4 protein-coding genes are annotated in these 17,944 nt (G+C 66.6%); 2 read left to right on the top strand and 2 right to left on the bottom strand.

What is annotated here, in order from left to right; translation table 11 throughout:
- Window positions 1-5: 5 nt before the first annotated feature.
- Together ACMGRF_RS04140 and ACMGRF_RS04135 are read right to left on the bottom strand one after the other, a co-directional pair.
- Entirely contained in the window at window positions 6-12,635 is a 12,630-nt protein-coding gene (locus tag ACMGRF_RS04140) for a hemagglutinin repeat-containing protein (protein ID WP_414485658.1), read from the bottom strand.
- A gap of 21 nt (window positions 12,636-12,656) precedes the next feature.
- Window positions 12,657-14,345 (bottom strand): ShlB/FhaC/HecB family hemolysin secretion/activation protein, encoded by a 1,689-nt coding sequence (locus ACMGRF_RS04135; RefSeq protein WP_414485657.1) that lies wholly within the window; start codon window positions 14,343-14,345, stop codon window positions 12,657-12,659.
- Between the two features lie 437 nt (window positions 14,346-14,782).
- Here ACMGRF_RS04135 and ACMGRF_RS04130 point away from each other — a divergent pair, with 437 nt between their 5' ends.
- The gene (locus tag ACMGRF_RS04130; RefSeq protein ID WP_049417404.1) at window positions 14,783-15,175 is read left to right on the top strand and encodes a barstar family protein; all 393 of its coding nucleotides are present in this window, start codon (window positions 14,783-14,785) and stop codon (window positions 15,173-15,175) included.
- 134 nt (window positions 15,176-15,309) lie between these two features.
- On the top strand, window positions 15,310-17,901 hold the full coding sequence (gene mutS, locus ACMGRF_RS04125) for a DNA mismatch repair protein MutS (protein WP_312546747.1): 2,592 nt from the start codon (window positions 15,310-15,312) through the stop codon (window positions 17,899-17,901).
- Window positions 17,902-17,944: the final 43 nt, after the last annotated feature.

The raw sequence follows: 17,944 nt of genomic DNA, 5'->3' as shown, positions 1-17,944 counted from the left end.
TTAATCTATTTCACGAATAACGTAGTCAGCTCGGGAGTATCCGAGCCTGATCGATAAATCCACCCCGTCCTTACCACTCCGGGCCCTTTAGGCCCAATCACTGGGATATCAACTGTATAACGCGCCCCATACTCATCAACCTTTCCCGGCGTTGGTTGAATCTTTGCAACCCCCTCTTGAAGCTGTTTCATAAGAACATCTGAATTACTTTTATTAAAGCCCAGAACAGACTCGAAAACGCGAGCCTTATTTCCGCCCACAGGATGATCTGGGTTTAGCGCATATCCCTCCAGCTTGCGTGGATCAATGATGGCACGATCGGCGCCTATCAGTGAAGATGCAGGCTCTCCTGGCCTTCCAGCGCCTCCGTTAAGCAATTTTCCGGCATTTGAATCTCCCTTTCCAGCCTCGGTCTGCGCTGAAGAAGAGATCCCATCACCTCTAGGGGACTCTCGGCTTCGGCTAGAAGCGCTACTCTTTGTAGCACCGCTACCAGCGGGGTTAATTCCAAGCCGCCCGGTTACAGGCAGCAAACCCGTCTTCCCCGCAGCCGTTGCCCCGGCAATCAGCGCGATATTCCCCGCAGTCATAGTGAGTGCATATCGATCATCGTCACTCAGCCCTACAAGGCTGCCGAACAGATAGCTTCCGCTCGCCAGAGGGCTACCGACCAAGGCATCCATCAGCGCGAAGTCACGCCGTTGCCTCATCACCGTTGGCAGGAGATCTTCAGAGCGCCATACCTCCAAGCCGGACCTGATGATAGCCTTGTTGAAGATTGCCTCGTTTTCGCTATCAGCTCTCCAAATATTCTTTTCGAAGAACGAAAAATTCTCATCAGTGTACTTCTGCTTATCGCGCGAAAGTCCCGAGTAAGGGAATTCGCTTGCCTCGCGAATACCCCCACTGACGAGGGCAATCGCCGCATCCGTGCCGTTCTGCTGGGCATACGCCCCCAGATAGAGCTCCAGATTGTGCTGCTGCACGACAGAAAGAGGCTGACCGCTGGCAAGCATATTCAGCAGGCCATCACTCATATGATCCCCAGCGTCGAGATAAATAAGCTCCGCGGATTCCTGTGGCGTCAATTTCCCCTTCTTAGACTTCTCACGTAGATCTGCCAGCCGCTGCTGATCATCCTTCCCGAGGAAATTATTCTCAACAGAATTCCTGGCAATCCCCGCATTCAACGCAATCCCCGCCAGATCCTGTCCCGACAACCCGCCCGCCAGAGCTCCCACCGCCTGTGACAGCGCCAGAACTGTTTCCCTTTCCTGTGGGCTGAGGTTCGAAGGGTCCCCGCCGAACAACTTGTCCGTCAGGAACTTCGCCGCCAACTCACCACCACCGGCCGCCAACGCCCCACTCCCCGCCTTCCCACCATTGGCCTCTGCCAACAGCGCGCCCAGCAGCGCGTGCGACAGCATCTGCATGGCCTCGCTAGGCACAGCACTCTGCTTGTTCGGGTCAAAGGTCTTGCCGATCAGTTCAGCCGCATACGGTGCCAGCGCGTTGGAACCCAGCTGACCCAGCCCCTGTCCTTCAACACCACCGACCAGCGCGCTGGTCACTGCGCCGAGCGCGCGACCATAGACACCATCAGGGGCCCACTTCTGCTGGGTCACCAGCGCATTCGGGTAGGATGCATCGAACGCGACCAGGCGCTTGAACTGCTCCTCGGGAAGAAGCGCGTCGAATGCCCGTTTCTCTTCGGGACTCATCGGCTCCCGATACTTGTCCGTGATTTTCTTCGCATCCGCACTGCCAATATCCCAGGCAATCTGCTGGCTGGTGGCCATCACCGTCCCAGCGGCAGCCGCCATCGCCTGCTGGTCAGCCAGCAACTTGTTCGCATCCGGCAATGCATCCAGCGCACGATGCGCTCCACTGGCGTCGGTGTTGATGCCCAACTCAGCCGCCGACGTCTGCTTGCCACCGATGGTGATGTTGCCCTCGGTCAAGGTGGCAAGGGTGGAGCTGCTGTCGCTGCCCGTTTCCATCATCGGCAGGCCCGGACCACCTCGGGGTGCCGCAGTTCCCGGCTTGGGCGCCCAGCCATCCATCTGCCCGCCCGCACCACCACTGATGCTGCCGGAGCTGGCTGCGTAGTCCATGTGGTTCTGCAGGTCAGTGAACGTCAGCGAGTCCGCAGTCAGTTCACTGTTGCCCGCATTAGTGCTGGCAATCGCCCCGCCCACCAGGTTCACGTGGCCGGCATCGACGTGGTAGCCGCCATTGCCGGCAAACAGGCCGCTCTGCTGGCCGACACCCTGATAGCTGCCGCTGGCCTTGCCTGCGCTCGCATACCCGTCGGCATTCCACGCGGTACCGAACGACACCTGCACGCGGCCACCCACCTGACTGTTCCTGGACATGCTCTCGGCGATGTCCTGCAACGACTCGATCGTCAGCGTGCCGCCGGTCTTGACGTCAATACGGTCGGCGGTCGCCGTGGCACCACGCAGCGTGGTATCGCCCTCGGCCTTCATCGAAATGTTCTTGCCGGTCAGCGTGGTGTTCTGCCACGTGCTGCTCTCGGCATTGGCCTTGCTGCTGCCAACGCTCGCTTCGGCGTACACATACACGCCGGTCTGCGCGCCTACAGAGACCCCCACGCCCACTTCGGCGCCGGCATTGCTGCTCTTGCTGCGGTCGGCCACATGCGCCTTGCCTGCTTCCAGCAGAATGTCGCCGGCCGAATCCAGGCTGAGGGTGTTGCCTGCACTCAGGTTGCCCTGCACCACATGGATGTCGCCCTGGGTGCTGGTGAGGTTGACGTTGCCGCCGCCCTGGATGGTGGAGCCACGCGAAACCATGCTGCTGCCATCTGCACTGCTGTTGGCGGTCTTGAAGCCGATGCCTGCTTCAGCACGGAACAGTTCGCCACTTCCGCCACGGCCGGACAGTGCCGAGATCGCACTGGCTGCCTGGTACGCGTTGGCGCCCGCCGCCATGCCCTGCATCTTCTGCAGGCGATCATCGGACTGACGTGCCGCGTCAACGTTGTTGATCAGGTCGATCAACGGCGACTTCACCCGCGCGAACACGCCGATCTTCAGGTCCTTGTCGCTCTGCGAGTAGTGGCCGCTTTCGTCGGCGGTCAAAAGCTCGATCTCGGCGGCAGTGATGTTCACGTCCTTGGCGGCCACCACGTTGCTGGCCGTCTGCGTGTACTTGCCTCCAGCCGTCAGGTTGACGCTGCCGCCCAGGCTGCCGATGCTGCTGGCCACCTGTGACACCTGCGCGCTGTCGTCCTGGTGCTGCTCGCGGTGCCAGCCGGAGAACTTCTCGGTATCCGATATCTGTACCGAGCCGATCGCCTTGCTGTCCGACGTATTGGCGTTGCTGACCGTATCCTGCCCGCTGCGGACCAACAGATCCCCGGCCGCACGGATGCTGACGTCCTTCTCGGCGGCGATGTTGGCTGCGGTCAGGCTGATGTTGCCCTCGGTGGTGGCCATGCGCACGCCGCCGCCGACCGACAGCTGCGTGCCAGTGATGGTGTCACTGCTACCGCTGCCCTGGCTCTGCGCGTTGTTGGTACCAAACGGTAGGCCGCTGGTGTTGTTGGCAAAGCCCCAGCCCTTGCCGCGGCTGCTGCTGTCGCTGCGCTCGGTGTTGTGGGCCACGTCGAACACGATGTCCTGGGTGGCCAGCAGCACAGCGTTGCCCTCGGCAGACATCTGTGTGCCCTGGCTGAGGATCGAGCCGCCGTTGGCAATCAACGTGAGATCGCCGCCTGCAGCCAACTGGCTGACGCGGGCATCACTGGTCGAATGGCTCTGCTCGCTGTTGGCGCGCTGGCTGCCGGCAGTCACCACGGTCGACGTGGTGGCCGCACGCAGGCCGGAGGCTGCGCCTTCAGCGGTGCGGGTGATCCGCCCCATCGCCGAGCCACTGTCGGCCATGCCGTCGGTGGTCGAATCGCGGGCGCTGCGGTAGGCCTTGGTCGGGTCGTAGGTCACGCCCACCGAGAAGCCGCTGGACTTGCTGGCCTGGCTGGATTGGCTGTCCGTGGTGTCCTGTCGCGCCAGCAGCGCAATGTCCTTGCCCACCAGTGTCAGGTTCTCGCCTGCGGCGACGTCCGAGGCCTCGATCGTCAGTGTGTTGCCAGCATTGATCAGGACATTGCCGTCGCGCGAGGCGATCGCCGATCCCACCTGGGTGGTGGACTGCTCGGCGTGGGTGCTGCTGTTCTTCGCGCTGCTATAGCCCACCGATGCCACGCCGTTGCCGAAGCCCCCGGTAACGCCGGATTTCTTTTTGCTTTCGTTGGACTCACTGCTGTGATGGTCCTCGGCGGCAGTGATCAGCACATTGTTGCCAGCCCCCAGAATCACGTTGCCGGTGGCATCGACCACCGCACCTACCGCAGTCAGATCGCGTCCAGCCGTGATGTTGATACGCTCGCCCTGGATCGCCGTGCCGATGGCATAGCTGTCGCTGGCGTCGACGCTGCGCGTGGTGGTGGTGCTGGAGAGCGTCTTCTTTTTCTTGTCGTAGCTGTCCAGGCTGTAGTCGTGCGTCTCATTGGCCGAGAGCAGGTTGACGTCGCGACCTGCGGCCACGCTTACCGCGCCGTCATTGCTGTCGACCAGCGCAGCCGTCAGGTTCACGTCCCGGCCCGCGTTCAGCAGCAGATTGTCCCCGGCCTGCAATGTACTGCCCCGCACCGTCTCATCACGCTGGCTGACCTGCAGCGAACTGCGCTTGCCTGCGCTGGCAAAATCACGGCTCTCGCTGTCCACCAGCGCCTGGCTGTTGATGTCCCCACCGGCCTGCAGCGCCAGACCGCCCGCCGCCTTGATCTGCGCGGCGGCCAGGTTGATGTCCTTGCCGGCGGCCAGCACCACATCGCCAGCGCCCTGCACCGATGTGGCAGCGTGCGTCGTCCTGCTGCTGCGTTGGTGGTTGCGTTCATCGAAGGTGGCGTCGCGGCGCTCCTCCAGCGCAATCGCGCCAACATCCAGAGTGCCGCCTGCGGCCAGCTGGGTCAGGCCGTCGGCGCCGGCGTTGCGGATCTGTGCGGCCTGCAGGCTGATGTCACCACCGGCTACCACCGACAGCATGCCGTCGCCACTGGGGTTGGTTACGTACAGGCCAGCAACCCGATCGATGCGGTTGGTCTCGTACTGGTAGGTGCCACCGCCCTGCTGTGTCTCCACCGTGGAGGCCACCGTGACATTGCCCGCAGCCTTGACCGACAGCGCATCGCTAGCCGTCACGGCGGCACCGGCAACGCGGATGTCCTTGTCCGACGACAGCCCGACGTACTGGCCGGAAATGCTGCCGCCCAAATGCTCGATGTTGCCGGCATCGATGGTCACCAGCTTGCGCCCGGCGATGTTGCCGGTGTTGACCAGGCCATTGCCCAGTTTGATATCGACATTGGCGCCGGCCAGCAGTGCGCCGTTGCCGTCCAGGTCGCCCGGGCGCAGGCGCAGGTAGACCTGCGGCACCAGCGCGGTGGTGGTGCTGCCATCGGCCAGGGTGACGGTCTGCTCGACCAGCCAGACGATGTCGCTGGTCAGCTGTGCCATCTGCGCTTCGGTCAGCGCCACGCCGGGGCGAAGGCCCCATTCGCTGGCCACCGTGGCACCGGCCTCCAGCAGCGCGCGGTACTGCGCCTCGTCACTGGCGTAGCCGTCGAGGAAGCGGCGACCGGTCAGCTGGCCGATCTGCTCGCGCACCAGCTTCTGCTCGTAGTAGCCGTCACCCAGCCGCTTCTGCACGGTATCGGGCGAGTAGCCCATCTGGCCCAGCAGGTGGTCCGAGCTCAGCCAGGTCTTGTGGTCGGTGAAGCGCGGATCGGTCTCGACCAGATAGTGGCCGCCGTTGGGATTGACGTTGAACAGGCTGGCGCTCGGCGCGCGCGTGTCCGGTGCACCCATCGCGATGCGATCCGGCGATCCTCCACTGGCTGCGACCACGCGCGGCCCGAATGTACCGGTGTTGCCACTCACGCCGCCGACGCTGCTCCCTTGCTGGGTACTGGCACCATCGGCCGCCTGTGCCAGCGCGCGTTCGGCACCGGTGCCAGTGGATTGGCCCGGCCCCTGCGCACCGCCATGACCCGGCCCATCCGGCAGCGCCGTGGGCCCCTGCACGTTGAGGTTGGCCATGGCCGAACCGTTCTGCACGTTCGGCGCGTTTCGCCCCTGGTTGAGGTTGCTCAGGTCACCGACGTCGATGCTCAACGAGCCGCCGCTGACAATGCTGCCGCCAATCTTACCGGTCACCTCGGAAATAGCCGGAGCACTCCAGGTCATCACGTCCCCGCCGAAGGTGTGGCTGACGTTGGAGAACTGGTGCGTGCGATACAGCGTGGCCGCCAGGTTCTCCACCTTCGCCGCGCCGGTCAGGCCGATAATGTCCAGATCGCCGCCGGCGGCGATGCTGCCGTAGTGGTTGCGCAGGTCATCGCTGCGGATGCGCATCGCACCGCCTGACCGGATGACCGCATCGGCACCGACGCTCGGCTGCAACACATCTTCGGTCACCGTGCGCGTAGCCAGGCGATACTGCTCGTTGGCGCTGGTGGAGTTGCCGCCCGCAAACTGTGGGCTGGTCAGAATGCGGTCGGGATCGTAGTCCTTGTAGGTCCACAACTGCACGCAGTTGGTCGTGCAGGTGCCATACGCTGACGAGTAGGTGAGTTTGTCATCGACGTAGCGGAATGCCGGCGAATCGGGATGCAAGGTGGCCAGCTCGGCAAACGGATCGTCGGCACCAGCGGCAACCTGGTCCGGATTGACCTGGTTGTTTTGGCGGCCGACGTAGTACATCACCACCGTGCCATCCTGCACGTTCAGCCGCGCACGCTCACCCAGCGCGGCATACAGCCCACCGCGCCCGAAGAAGTAGGCACTGGTCTGCGCGGTCAGTCGTACCACCGCACGGTGCACGGTGAAGCCATCCGGCGTGATGTGCGGCGTGTCTTCCAGGATATCGGTCGGGTTGAGGTAGTACACCTCGTGCGCCGAATAGTGACTGGTGCTGCGAATGTCCTCGGTGCCATTCTTGCCGTTGCGCCACCAGGCGGGTCGATCCATGCGCACCGGAGCGTTCACGGTGGTGGTCTGTGTGATGACCACGTTCTCGCGGATGTTGTTGAGCACCTGCGCATCGATGGACAGGTTGCCGGTCACATCGATGACCGAGCTGATGTTGTCGATCCGCCCGGCAATGCCGCTGGCGATGCGATCGGCACTCAGCGTGCCGCCGATGGCCGCATCACCGCCGCTGTAGATCAGGCCCTTGCCGGTGTTCTGCAGCTCGCGCACGCCCAGGTCCAGGCGCTCGCGTGCAGCCACGGTGCCGACGCGGGTGGCATCAGCGGCCTCTTCGGCGCGGTTCTTCAGCACGCCGGTGGAGATCGCCACGCGATCACCGTAGATGCGCCCGGTGCCAAGATTGTCGATTTCGCTGGCCTCCAGGTGGGTCCGCGCGCCATCGATCAGGCCGCGGTTGGTCAGCTGGCCACGGGCGTTGAGGTGGGTCGTGCCCTGGCTGGAGATCTCACCCGAGGCCGCATTGGTGATGTTCTGGGCGTTGAGGTCGAGGTTGCCACCGCGCACCACCCCTTGGTTGTCGAGGTCGCCGGACAGGTTCAGCGACAGCGTGCCGTTGGCGATCCATTCGCCACGATGGCGCATGTCCTGCTGCAGGGTGAGGCCAAGATCCCGCTGCGCCTGCACCTGGCCGTCTTCGCTGAGCGCACGTGCGACCAGGGTCTGGCTGCCATCGGCGCGCAGCAGGCCGCCGCTGTTGGCGACGTTGTCCGCCTGGCTGTCCAGGTTGCCGCCGGTGCTGATCACGCCGCCGGTGTTCTGCAGCTGGCCGTTGATCTGCAGCCGCGCACCGCCATCGGTGACGACCTGGCCCTGGCTGTTGTCCAGCCACTGTGCACCGAACTGCAGCTGGCCCGCCTGCAGGCCACGCGTGCCGTCGCCGCCACGGGTGTTGCGGTTGTCCACGCTGGCGGCCGTGAGGGTCAGCAGCTGGCCGGCCGCGATCGCGCCGGCGGCGTTGTCCAGGTGCCCGTCCAGGGTCAGGTCGAGGTTGCGCCCGGCCTGCACGCGACCACTGGCATTGGCCAGGCTCGCCGCCTGCAGCGACAGATTCGCGGCGCTGGCAAGTGTTCCACCGGAACTGTTGTCGACGCGGGCCAGCAGCAAGCGCGCATCGCCTTGTGCATTGACTGCGCCGCCACGGTTGTCCAGCACGCCACCATCCAGCTGCAGCTTCCCGGCCGCCAGCAATCCACCGCTGCCGGCGGTGGCGCGGTTGTCGATGTCCTGCCCGGCCGTGTTGATGGCCAGGTCGGCCGCCGACTGCACGCGACCGCCCTGGTTGTCCATCGCGCCACTGCGAACGATCAGGTCGCCCTTCTGCGTGCCCAGCGTGCCGGCGCGGTTGTCCAGCCGCTGGCCGCGGGTATCGATGTCCAGCTGGCCGCCCAGCAGCGTGCCGCGCTGGTTGAGCAGGCCGTTGCCCTGCAACTGCAGCCGTTCGGCGGCCTGCATCGCGCCGTCGCTGTTGTCCACGCCTGCCGCCGTGGTCACCGCCAGGTCCTTGCCAGCGACCAGGGTGCCGTGGCGGTTGTCGAGACTGCCGGCGCCCAGGGTCAACGTGCCGGTGCTGGACAGCAGGCCCTGATCGCCATTGTCGAGGCGACCGTCAACGCCCAGCACCAGTGCGCTGCCGCCCGCATGCACGGTGCCCCCCTGGTTGCCGAGGCTGGCCGCGGTGAGCGTGCCGGCACCGCCGAGCAGGATGCGGCCCTTCTGGTTGTCCAGCGCCTGGCCGATCGCCAGCGTGGAGTGACCCGCGCCTGCACCCTGCAGCGTGCCCTGTGCATTGATCAGCTGCTGCGCGGTGAGATCCAGCACGCCATTGCCCGCCAGCGTGCCACCACGATTGTCCAGCACACCCTGTACGCGCAGGCGCAGCGCGTCTTCACCGGTTGCGGTGAGCGTGCCACCGGCGGTGGTCAGGGTATCGGCGGTGATGTCGACGCGGCGCGCCGAGGTGGTTGCCGCGGTCAGATCGAGGTTGGCGCCATCCAGCGCGAAGCTGCCATTGCTGAGCACGCTGCCGCCGTTGCCCAGCAGGGTCTTCGCCGAGACCTGCAGCTGGCCGCTGCCCGCGTGCTGGATCCTGCCTGCACGGTTGTCCAGCGCCTGTGCCAGCAGGGCCAGGTCGCCATTGCTGGCCAGCGTGCCACCGGCATTGCCCAGCGTCGTGGCCTTGATGCGACTGGCGCCTTCGCCGCTGGCGATGATGCGGCCACCGGCGTTGTCGAGCGTAGTGGCCTCAAGGTCGAGGCGATCGGCGCCCAGTGTCGCGTCACGATGATCCACGTCGCCAGCACGCAGGGTCAGCGTGGCCGAGGAGACCAGCGTGCCCTTGCTGCCGTCCAGGCGGCCGGTGGTGATGTCCAGGCCCTGGTTGCCGGCCTGGCGGATGCTGCCGCCACTGTTGTCCAGCCGTGCGGAAGTGACCGTCAGGCGGTTGGCATTGCTGGCGATCGTGCCTTCGTCATTGTCCAGCGCAGCGACGATCTGCAGCGTGCTGTCAGCTGTCCCCGCACCGCTGAGCGTGCCCCTGCGGTTGATCAGTTCACCGGCCTGTACATCCAGCGCGCCGTTGCCGGCGATGGTGCCGCCGCTGTTGTCCACGCGCTGCGCCACGTGCAGCCGCAGCGTGTCGTTGCCGGTCGCGCTGAGGTTGCCGCCGGCATTGTCCAGCTGCTGCGCATCGATGGCGATGCGCTCGGCCTGGGTAATGCTGCCGGCCCCCAGCAGCAGGTCGCCGCCCTCAAGTTCCAGCGCCGACTGGCTGAGGATGCGGCCGCCCGCGCCCTGCAGGCTGTCGGCCCGGATCTGCAAGGTGCCGCTGCCCGCGTGTTCGATCGCGCCGCCGCGGTTGTCCAGGCGCGCTGCCTGCAGCTGCACATCACCGGTACCGGCCAGGCGGCCGCCGTTGCTGTTGTCCAAGCGCTCTCGGGCCTGCACCTGCAGCGCGCCACTGCCTGCCGCCAGCACCTTGCCGCCCTGGTTGACCAGGCTGCCAACCTGCAGCTGCACCTGGCCATTGCCGGAGATGCCGCCGCCGCTGTTGTCCAGCGTGTCGCGCACCGCCAGGGACACGCCCTGCGTACCGGCCGACTGCAGCGTGCCCTTCTGGTTGTCGATGCGACCGGCGTCGATGCGCAGGCCGCCGTTGCCGACGATCTGGCCGCCCTGATTGTCGAGCGCATCGCGCACGTCCAGCGCCAGCGCCGAGACACCCTGCGAAACGATCTGGCCCTGGCGGTTGCGCAATGCCCCGGCGTGGATCTGCACACTCTGCGCCGATGTCGTACCGCCACTCACGTCCAGCTCGCCGCCGGACAGCACCAGCGCGCCGTTGCTGAGCAGGCGCCCTTCGCTGCCACGCAACGTATCGGCCTGCAAGCTCAGGGTGCCGGTGCCAGCCTGCTGAACCAGGCCGTTGCTGTTGTCCAGCGTGGTCGCGACCAGTGCCAGATCGCCGTTGCCGGCCAGCGTACCGCGGGCACGGTTGTCCAGCGTCGTGGCCTTCACCGAACTGGCCCCGCTACCCAGCGACAGCAGGCTGCCGCCCCGGTTGTCCAGCGTCGCGGCCAGGATGTCGAACCCGGCCGCACTGAGCGAACCGCTGCTCAGATCGGCGTTGCCGGCCGACCATTGCAGGCGGCCCAGGGTACTCAGTCGCCCACCACTGCCGGCCCAGTCGCCCGTAACCAACGCGAGACCATCGCCACCGGCATGTTCGATGCGGCCACCGGCATTGCCGACCTGGCCTGCGCGCAAGGCCAGCTGCGTGGCATTGGTGGCCAGCAGACCACCGTCGTTGTTGAACAGGCCCTGCACCGTCCACGACGATGCCGCTTTGCCGGCGTGCCGCAGTTCACCACCGCGGTTGTCGAGCGACTGCGCATTCAGCCACAGGTCGCCGGCCACGCTCAGCGCACCCTTCTGGTTCGACAACAGGCCCACCTGCAACGCGGCATCGCCATGCACCTGCAGCATGCCGCCGTCATTGCGCAGCTCACCCCCGGCCTGCAGCGCGCTCACTCCCAGGCGACCGCCGCTGTTGTCGAGACCGTTGCGTGCGGCCAGTGACACCGTGCCGCCGTTGCTGATGCTGCCGCCGTCGTTGTCCAGCGTACCGGCGATGGCGATCAGGCCCTCGGCCAAGGGCAGCTCCGGCGACGTCGGCGTACCCGCCGAGCCGCCATTGCCGCCTCCGGTTCCCGGCGTTCCCGGCGTGCCGGTTCCTGGTATTCCACCGCCATTGCCGGGCGACGCGCCGCTGCCAGCGCTGCTCCCGTTACCACCTGACACCACGGCATCCAGTGCGCCCAACAGGCCATTGCTACGGTTGCTGGCTGCGTCGGCCTTGACCGCCAGCGCTTGTGCGCCGGTCTGTTCAATGGCGCCGCCATGGTTGCGCAACCCCTGCGCCTCCACCTGCAGGCGCTGTGCATTGAGCGTGCCGCCGCTGTTGTCCAGCGTGCCACCGGCGGTGATCGCAACTTCGCGCGTGGCCGCGATGGTGCCGCCATTGGCAAGGTCGCCACTGGCCTGCACGCGCACGTTCTGCCGCGACTGCAGGGCGCCGGTGTTTTCCAGGCGGCCATCCACCGTCACTACCAGCTCGCCGGCCTGCGCGCCGATGCTGCCGGCATTGCGCACGCCCACGCCGTGCTCGTTGCCCACCAGCCAGATCTTGTTGGCGAACATGCCGCCCAGTGCGCCAACGTCCAGCGCGAAGGTCGGTGCCTCGCCGCTGGCTGCGGTCGCACTGGCCTGGCTGTGGTCGGCACTGACCACGTTGTTGCCCAGCGTCGCCTGCAGCTGGTTGGCCCAGATGCCGGCGTTGACCTGCAACGAACGGGTGATCAGGTCGGTGTAATCGGCACGGCTGGTGTCCAGGCCATCGCCATCGATCTGGATCGCGCCGCCGGTGACGCGGTAGCCCTCCAGTGCGCCGGCCCCCGTGAACATCGGCGTGCCGGTGGTCAGGGTCACCCGGCTGGCATTGAGGAAGCCGCCGCCGTTGACCTGGATGGCGGCCGGGTTGGCAATGATCACTTCGGCGCGCTGCCCGGCCACTTCCACATAGCCGTTGAGCCGGCTGGCCGGACCATTCACTTCATTGAGGATCACCCGTGCACTGCCGGTGGCGAGCCACGGGTTGCCCTGCACCCAGCCGCCCAGCTGCGTCTGCACCTGGCCGCGGGCGTTGTTGAGGATGACGCCATCGCGGCCCACGTCGAACTGCGAATAGCGGTTGCGCGACACGCCCGCCGCCGACGGCGTGGTGATGTTCACCATCGGCACGCCATTGGGTGCCGTCACCATCGTCGGCCGTTCACGGCCCGGCGCATTCGGATCGGAAATGATGCGCGCGTCGGACTGCGCCAGTGCAGGTGTTACCAGGCTGACCCAGCCCAGTGAGCACATCAGCGCGAAGCCCAGCGGCGACAGCGCGGCGCTCTGCCGGCCCGGCGCATGGCCGACCAGGCCACCGCCACCCTTCACCAGCTCCGACGCCACCTGCCAGACGCGCAGCGCGCGGTTGAAAACCAGACGATAGATAGTGTTCATGTCACGTGTCCTTGTGGCAGATCAGTAGCGCCAGGCCAGGCTGAAGCCGAATGTGGTGTAGTCGGTGGGGAAATGGGCGGGTTTGCGCAGCGCCGAACCGACGAAGCCATCCCAGGAAAGCTGCTGCCAGCCGCCGCGCAGGCCCAGTGCCATGCCGGCCAGGTCATGGCCGGACTGCCACTGCGCGGATGGGCCGCCGATGCGGCCGTAGTCGGCAGCCACGTAGAACTCCTGGCCGCCCCCGATACCGAGCGAAAGATCGTTGCGCAGCGACCAGCCACGCTCGCCGCTGAGCGAACTTTCACCGTCGAAACCGCGCACGGTATAGCGGCCACCGATGGCGAAGCGGTCCTGTGGCGAGAGCGGTGTGCGGTTCCACTGCGCCCGCCATGCGGCGGTGTAGCGCAGGCGTTGCTTGCCCAGCTGGAACGGCACGCTGAACTGCGCGTCGGCGGTGATCAGCTTCATCCGCGAGGTGCCTTCCAGCGGCAACGTCGGGTCCCACAACTGCGCCATCTCTTCCGGCGAACGCAGTGCGTGGAAGGCGCCCGTGCCACGCCGGTAGGCCACACTGGCATCGAGCGTGGCAGTGCCGATGAACTGCTTGTGGGTCAGGCCCAGTTCCCAGCCGGCGGTGCGGCGGCGCTGCACTTCGATCTCGGTATCGTCGATGTAGTTCTTCGACTCGCGCTGCCAGCCGCGTGCGTAGGCACTGAACTTGACCTTGGCATTGCGCAGCAGCAGCCGGTCCACCCGCGCCTCGGCGTTGCGGCTGCGGCCACTGTAGTCGTAGCGTTCAAAAGCACCGACCACGTTCTGGCTGTAGTCGTAGGCGCTGGCAGTAGCACCGAACAGCCAGTAGCCGTAGGGCACGTCGTAGTGCGCGGTCCAGCTGTCGGTGTCCTTGCCGCGGCCGTTGAACACGCCGCGGCCAGCACTGACGTAGAACAGCTCGTTCAGGCCCAGCGGATTGTCCAGCGACAGCGTCGCGTTGGCCTGCAGCTTCCCGGTCCCGCGGCTGCCGGCATCGTCCAGGGTGACGCTGGCGCGTACCGGTGAACGCTGCGTCCAGTCGATCTGCAGGTCGCTCTGGCCGGGCGCCGCGCCCTCGCCGTCGGCCGGCGCGATCTTGATGTCGGCGCTGACGGTGGGCACGCGCTGCAGGTTCTCCAGGCCCTGCTCGATGTCACGCAGGTTGAGCAGGCCGCCACTGCGGATCGGCAATGCATTGGCGAGGGCCGGATGCCGTCCCTGCGGATCGGAGAACACGGCCTCGCGGAACCGGCCCGGCACCACCGACAACGCCAGCGTGCCCTGGTTGAGGTCCTGCGGTGCCGACAGCACGCGCGTGGTGACATAGCCACGGGCGATGATCGCGTTCTGCACACGCTTCATCACCACGTTGATGCCTTCGGTTCCCAGGCAACGGCCAGTGGCCGGATCGTCCGCCGGGTCGGCCGCCGCCAGTGCCCAGCCGAAGCGCTGGCTGTCTTCGCCTTCCAGCACGATGCGATCGATGCGTACGCACGGGTGCTCCTGCGCCGGCAGGCGGTCGCCCTCCTTCTGCGCGTCCCGCTCCAGGCGGACGTCGGGGCGTTGTTCCTGCTGCTCGCGCAGCACGCGTTCGCGCTCCTGCTGCCGCAGCAGTTCCTGCGCGGCGGGATCACCGGCCTGCTGGGCGGTCGCCGGCCATGCGGCAACGGCGAGCATCAACGACCAACCACGATGGAGCCTCGGCCCCGGGTGCTTCTTCCCTGTTTCCACTCTACGTTCCATTCGAAATCGTCCTGCCAGCGCCCGCGGTGCCAGCCGCGGTGCTGCAGGAACGCGAACTGCGGCTGCGCCACCATGGACAGCCACGGCATCGCGCGACAGGCGCAATGCCGCGGTACAGATCGGCCGGCGCGGAAGTTTCTGAAGGGTGGATTTCCGGAGGACGCGCGTGAGCCCGGTGCAAAGGCTCGCGGCAAAGCGTTGGCAGGTTGCGGAACGCGCGTTGCACTCGTGCCTGCAAAGCAGCGCATGCTGCTGCGCGACAGCCGTGCAGCGAGGTGCAGCCGCGAAGTATGCGGTGCACGGCCCACGCCCGCAAAGCGAATCCGTTCAGCCGCACACGCCGTACGCGCGGGTCACGCTACAGTCGGCGCATGACCATCGTCCTGCAGATCGAAGGCAGCGCCATCAATGACATCGCCACCCTGTACGCGGAGATCAACCGCGTGTTCATGGCTGGCGAGGCGTGGCAGCTCGGGCCGAGCCTGGACGCGCTGGACGACCTGCTGCATGGCAGTTATGGCGCGTTGGCCGGGCAGGCGCAGGCCACGCTGATCTGGCGCGATATCGCCCACAGCCGCGCGGCCCTGGGCATGGACACCACCCGCCAATGGCTGCAGGCAAAGCTGGACACACCGGGCAGTTTCAATACGCAGGCCATTGCCCGCCAGCTGCAGGCCCTGCAACAGGGCGAGGGACCGACCTACTTCGAAATCGTCATGCAGATCTTTGGCAGCCATCGGCAGATCACCCTGGTCCCGGCCTGACCCCCTTTCCGTGCCGTACCGGCCTGCCATCGGTGGCCGCAACCCTGCGCCCCAGCAGTTACCATGGAGGGCCCTGTACCGGCTCCGCTGCCGCCGCCCTCCGGCGCGGCCGGACGCCCTGATCCACGAGTCCCATGTCCAAAGACAAGTCCGCCGAACACACCCCGCTGATGAAGCAGTTCTTCGCAGCCAAGTCCGAGTACCCGGACCTGCTGCTGTTCTTCCGCATGGGCGATTTCTACGAGCTGTTCTACGACGATGCGCGCAAGGCCGCGCGCCTGCTCGACATCACCCTGACCCAGCGTGGCAGCTCCGGTGGCGCGCCGATCCCGATGGCCGGCGTCCCGGTGCACGCCTACGAGGGCTACCTGGCACGGCTGGTGGCGCTGGGCGAGTCGGTGGCGATCTGCGAGCAGATCGGCGATCCGGCGCTGGCCAAGGGCCTGGTCGAACGCAAGGTGGTGCGCATCGTCACCCCCGGCACCGTCACCGACGAAGCGCTGCTGGACGAGCGCCGTGACACCCTGCTGATGGCGCTGTCGCGCACGAAGCAGGGCTACGGCCTGGCCTGGGCCGACCTGGCCGGTGGCCGCTTCCTGGTCAACGAAGTGGAGACCGACGACGCACTGGAAGCCGAACTGGCCCGCCTGGAGCCGGCAGAGCTGCTGGTGCCCGACGAAGAGAACTGGCCGGAATTCCTGCGCCAGCGCACCGGCGTGCGCCGTCGCGCCCCCTGGCTGTTCGACGCCGACAGCGGCCGCCGCCAGCTGCTGGCCTTCTTCAAGCTGCACGACCTGAGCGGCTTCGGCATCGATGACAAGCCGCGCGCGACCGCTGCCGCAGGTGCCCTGCTTGGCTATGTCGAGGAGACCCAGAAGCAGCGCCTGCCGCACCTGACCTCGATCGCCATGGAAACCGCTGGCGAGGCGATCGCGATGAACGCCGCCACCCGTCGCCACCTGGAACTGGACACGCGCGTCGACGGCGATACCCGCAATACCCTGCTGGGCGTGCTCGACAGCACGGTGACGCCGATGGGCGGCCGCCTGCTGCGGCGCTGGCTGCACCGCCCGCTGCGCCTGCGCGAGGTCCTGGTACACCGTCACCATGCGGTGGAAACCCTGATCGACCGCGGCAGCGACGCCGATATCCGCGAACAGTTCCGGCGCCTGGGCGACCTGGAACGCATCCTCACCCGCGTCGCGCTGCGCTCGGCGCGCCCGCGCGATTTCTCCACGCTGCGTGACGGCCTGGGCCTGTTGCCGGCCGTGCGCGAAGTGCTGGCGCCGCTGGATTCGCCGCGCCTGCAGGCCCTGCACGCCGCACTGGGCGAACACGATGCGTGCGCGCAGCTGCTGGCCAGTGCCATCGCCGAGATGCCACCGCTGAAACTGAGCGACGGCGGCGTGCTGGCTGACGGCTTCGATGAAGAGCTGGACGAGCTGCGCCGCCTGTCCACCCATGCCGACCAGTTCCTGGTGGACCTGGAACAGCGCGAACGCGAAAGCAGCGGCATTCCCACCCTGAAGGTGGGCTACAACCGCGTGCACGGCTACTACATCGAGATCAGCAAGGGCCAGTCCGACCGTGCGCCGGTGCACTACACCCGCCGCCAGACACTGACCAATGCCGAGCGCTACATCACCGAAGAACTGAAGGCGTTCGAAGACAAGGTGCTGTCCGCGCGCGACCGTTCGCTGTCGCGCGAGAAGTACCTGTACGAGCAGCTGCTGGATACCCTCGGCGAACAGCTGGAACCGTTGAAGCAGTGCGCCGCTGCGCTGAGCGAACTGGACGTGCTGGCCGCCTTCGCCGAGCGCGCGCAGGCGCTGGACTGGTCGCGCCCGGAACTGGAAACGGCACCGTGCCTGAAGATTGAGCGCGGCCGCCATCCGGTGGTCGAGGCGGTGCGCGAGCAGCCGTTCGAACCGAATGACCTGGACCTGCATCCGGACCGTCGCATGCTGGTCATCACCGGCCCGAACATGGGCGGTAAATCGACCTACATGCGGCAGAACGCGCTGATCGTGCTGCTGGCCCACATCGGCAGCTTCGTGCCGGCCAGCCGTGCGGTGATCGGCCCGATCGACCGCATCCTGACCCGCATCGGCGCCGGTGACGACCTTGCGCGCGGGCAGTCGACCTTCATGGTCGAGATGGCCGAGACCAGCTACATCCTGCATCACGCCACCGCCCATTCGCTGGTGCTGATGGACGAGATCGGCCGCGGCACCTCCACCTACGATGGCCTGGCGCTGGCCGACGCGGTGGCTCGCCACCTTGCCTACCAGAACCGCTGCTACACGCTGTTCGCCACCCACTATTTCGAGCTGACCGCGCTGGCCAACGAACAACACGAGGGCGGCCGCAGCGGCATCGCCAACGTGCACCTGGATGCGGTCGAGCACGGCGAGGCGCTGGTGTTCATGCACGCGGTCAAGGATGGTCCGGCCAACCGCAGTTTCGGCCTGCAGGTGGCGGCACTGGCTGGCCTGCCGCGCGCCACCGTGGCACAGGCACGCCGTCGCCTGGCCGAACTGGAGCAGCGCGGTGGTGAAAGCCATGCTGCCGAACTGGCGCCACAGGCACTGGATGCGCCGCAGCAGTTCGGGCTGTTCGCCGCGCCGTCGAACAAGGCCCAGGAAGCGCTGGCCGCCATCGACCCGGACGAGCTGACCCCGAAGCAGGCACTGGAAGCGTTGTACCGGCTGAAGGCGCTGCTCTAGCCCTGCCGCGCCCGGCCCCGGCCTCCCGCCACGGCGCGGGCGG

It is taken from the genome of Stenotrophomonas sp. EMP41 (genome assembly GCF_047495535.1).
In the GTDB taxonomy this organism is placed as follows: domain Bacteria; phylum Pseudomonadota; class Gammaproteobacteria; order Xanthomonadales; family Xanthomonadaceae; genus Stenotrophomonas; species Stenotrophomonas sepilia.
Note: the sequence above shows the minus strand (reverse complement) of the source record. Positions and strands in the feature narration are given on the sequence as shown.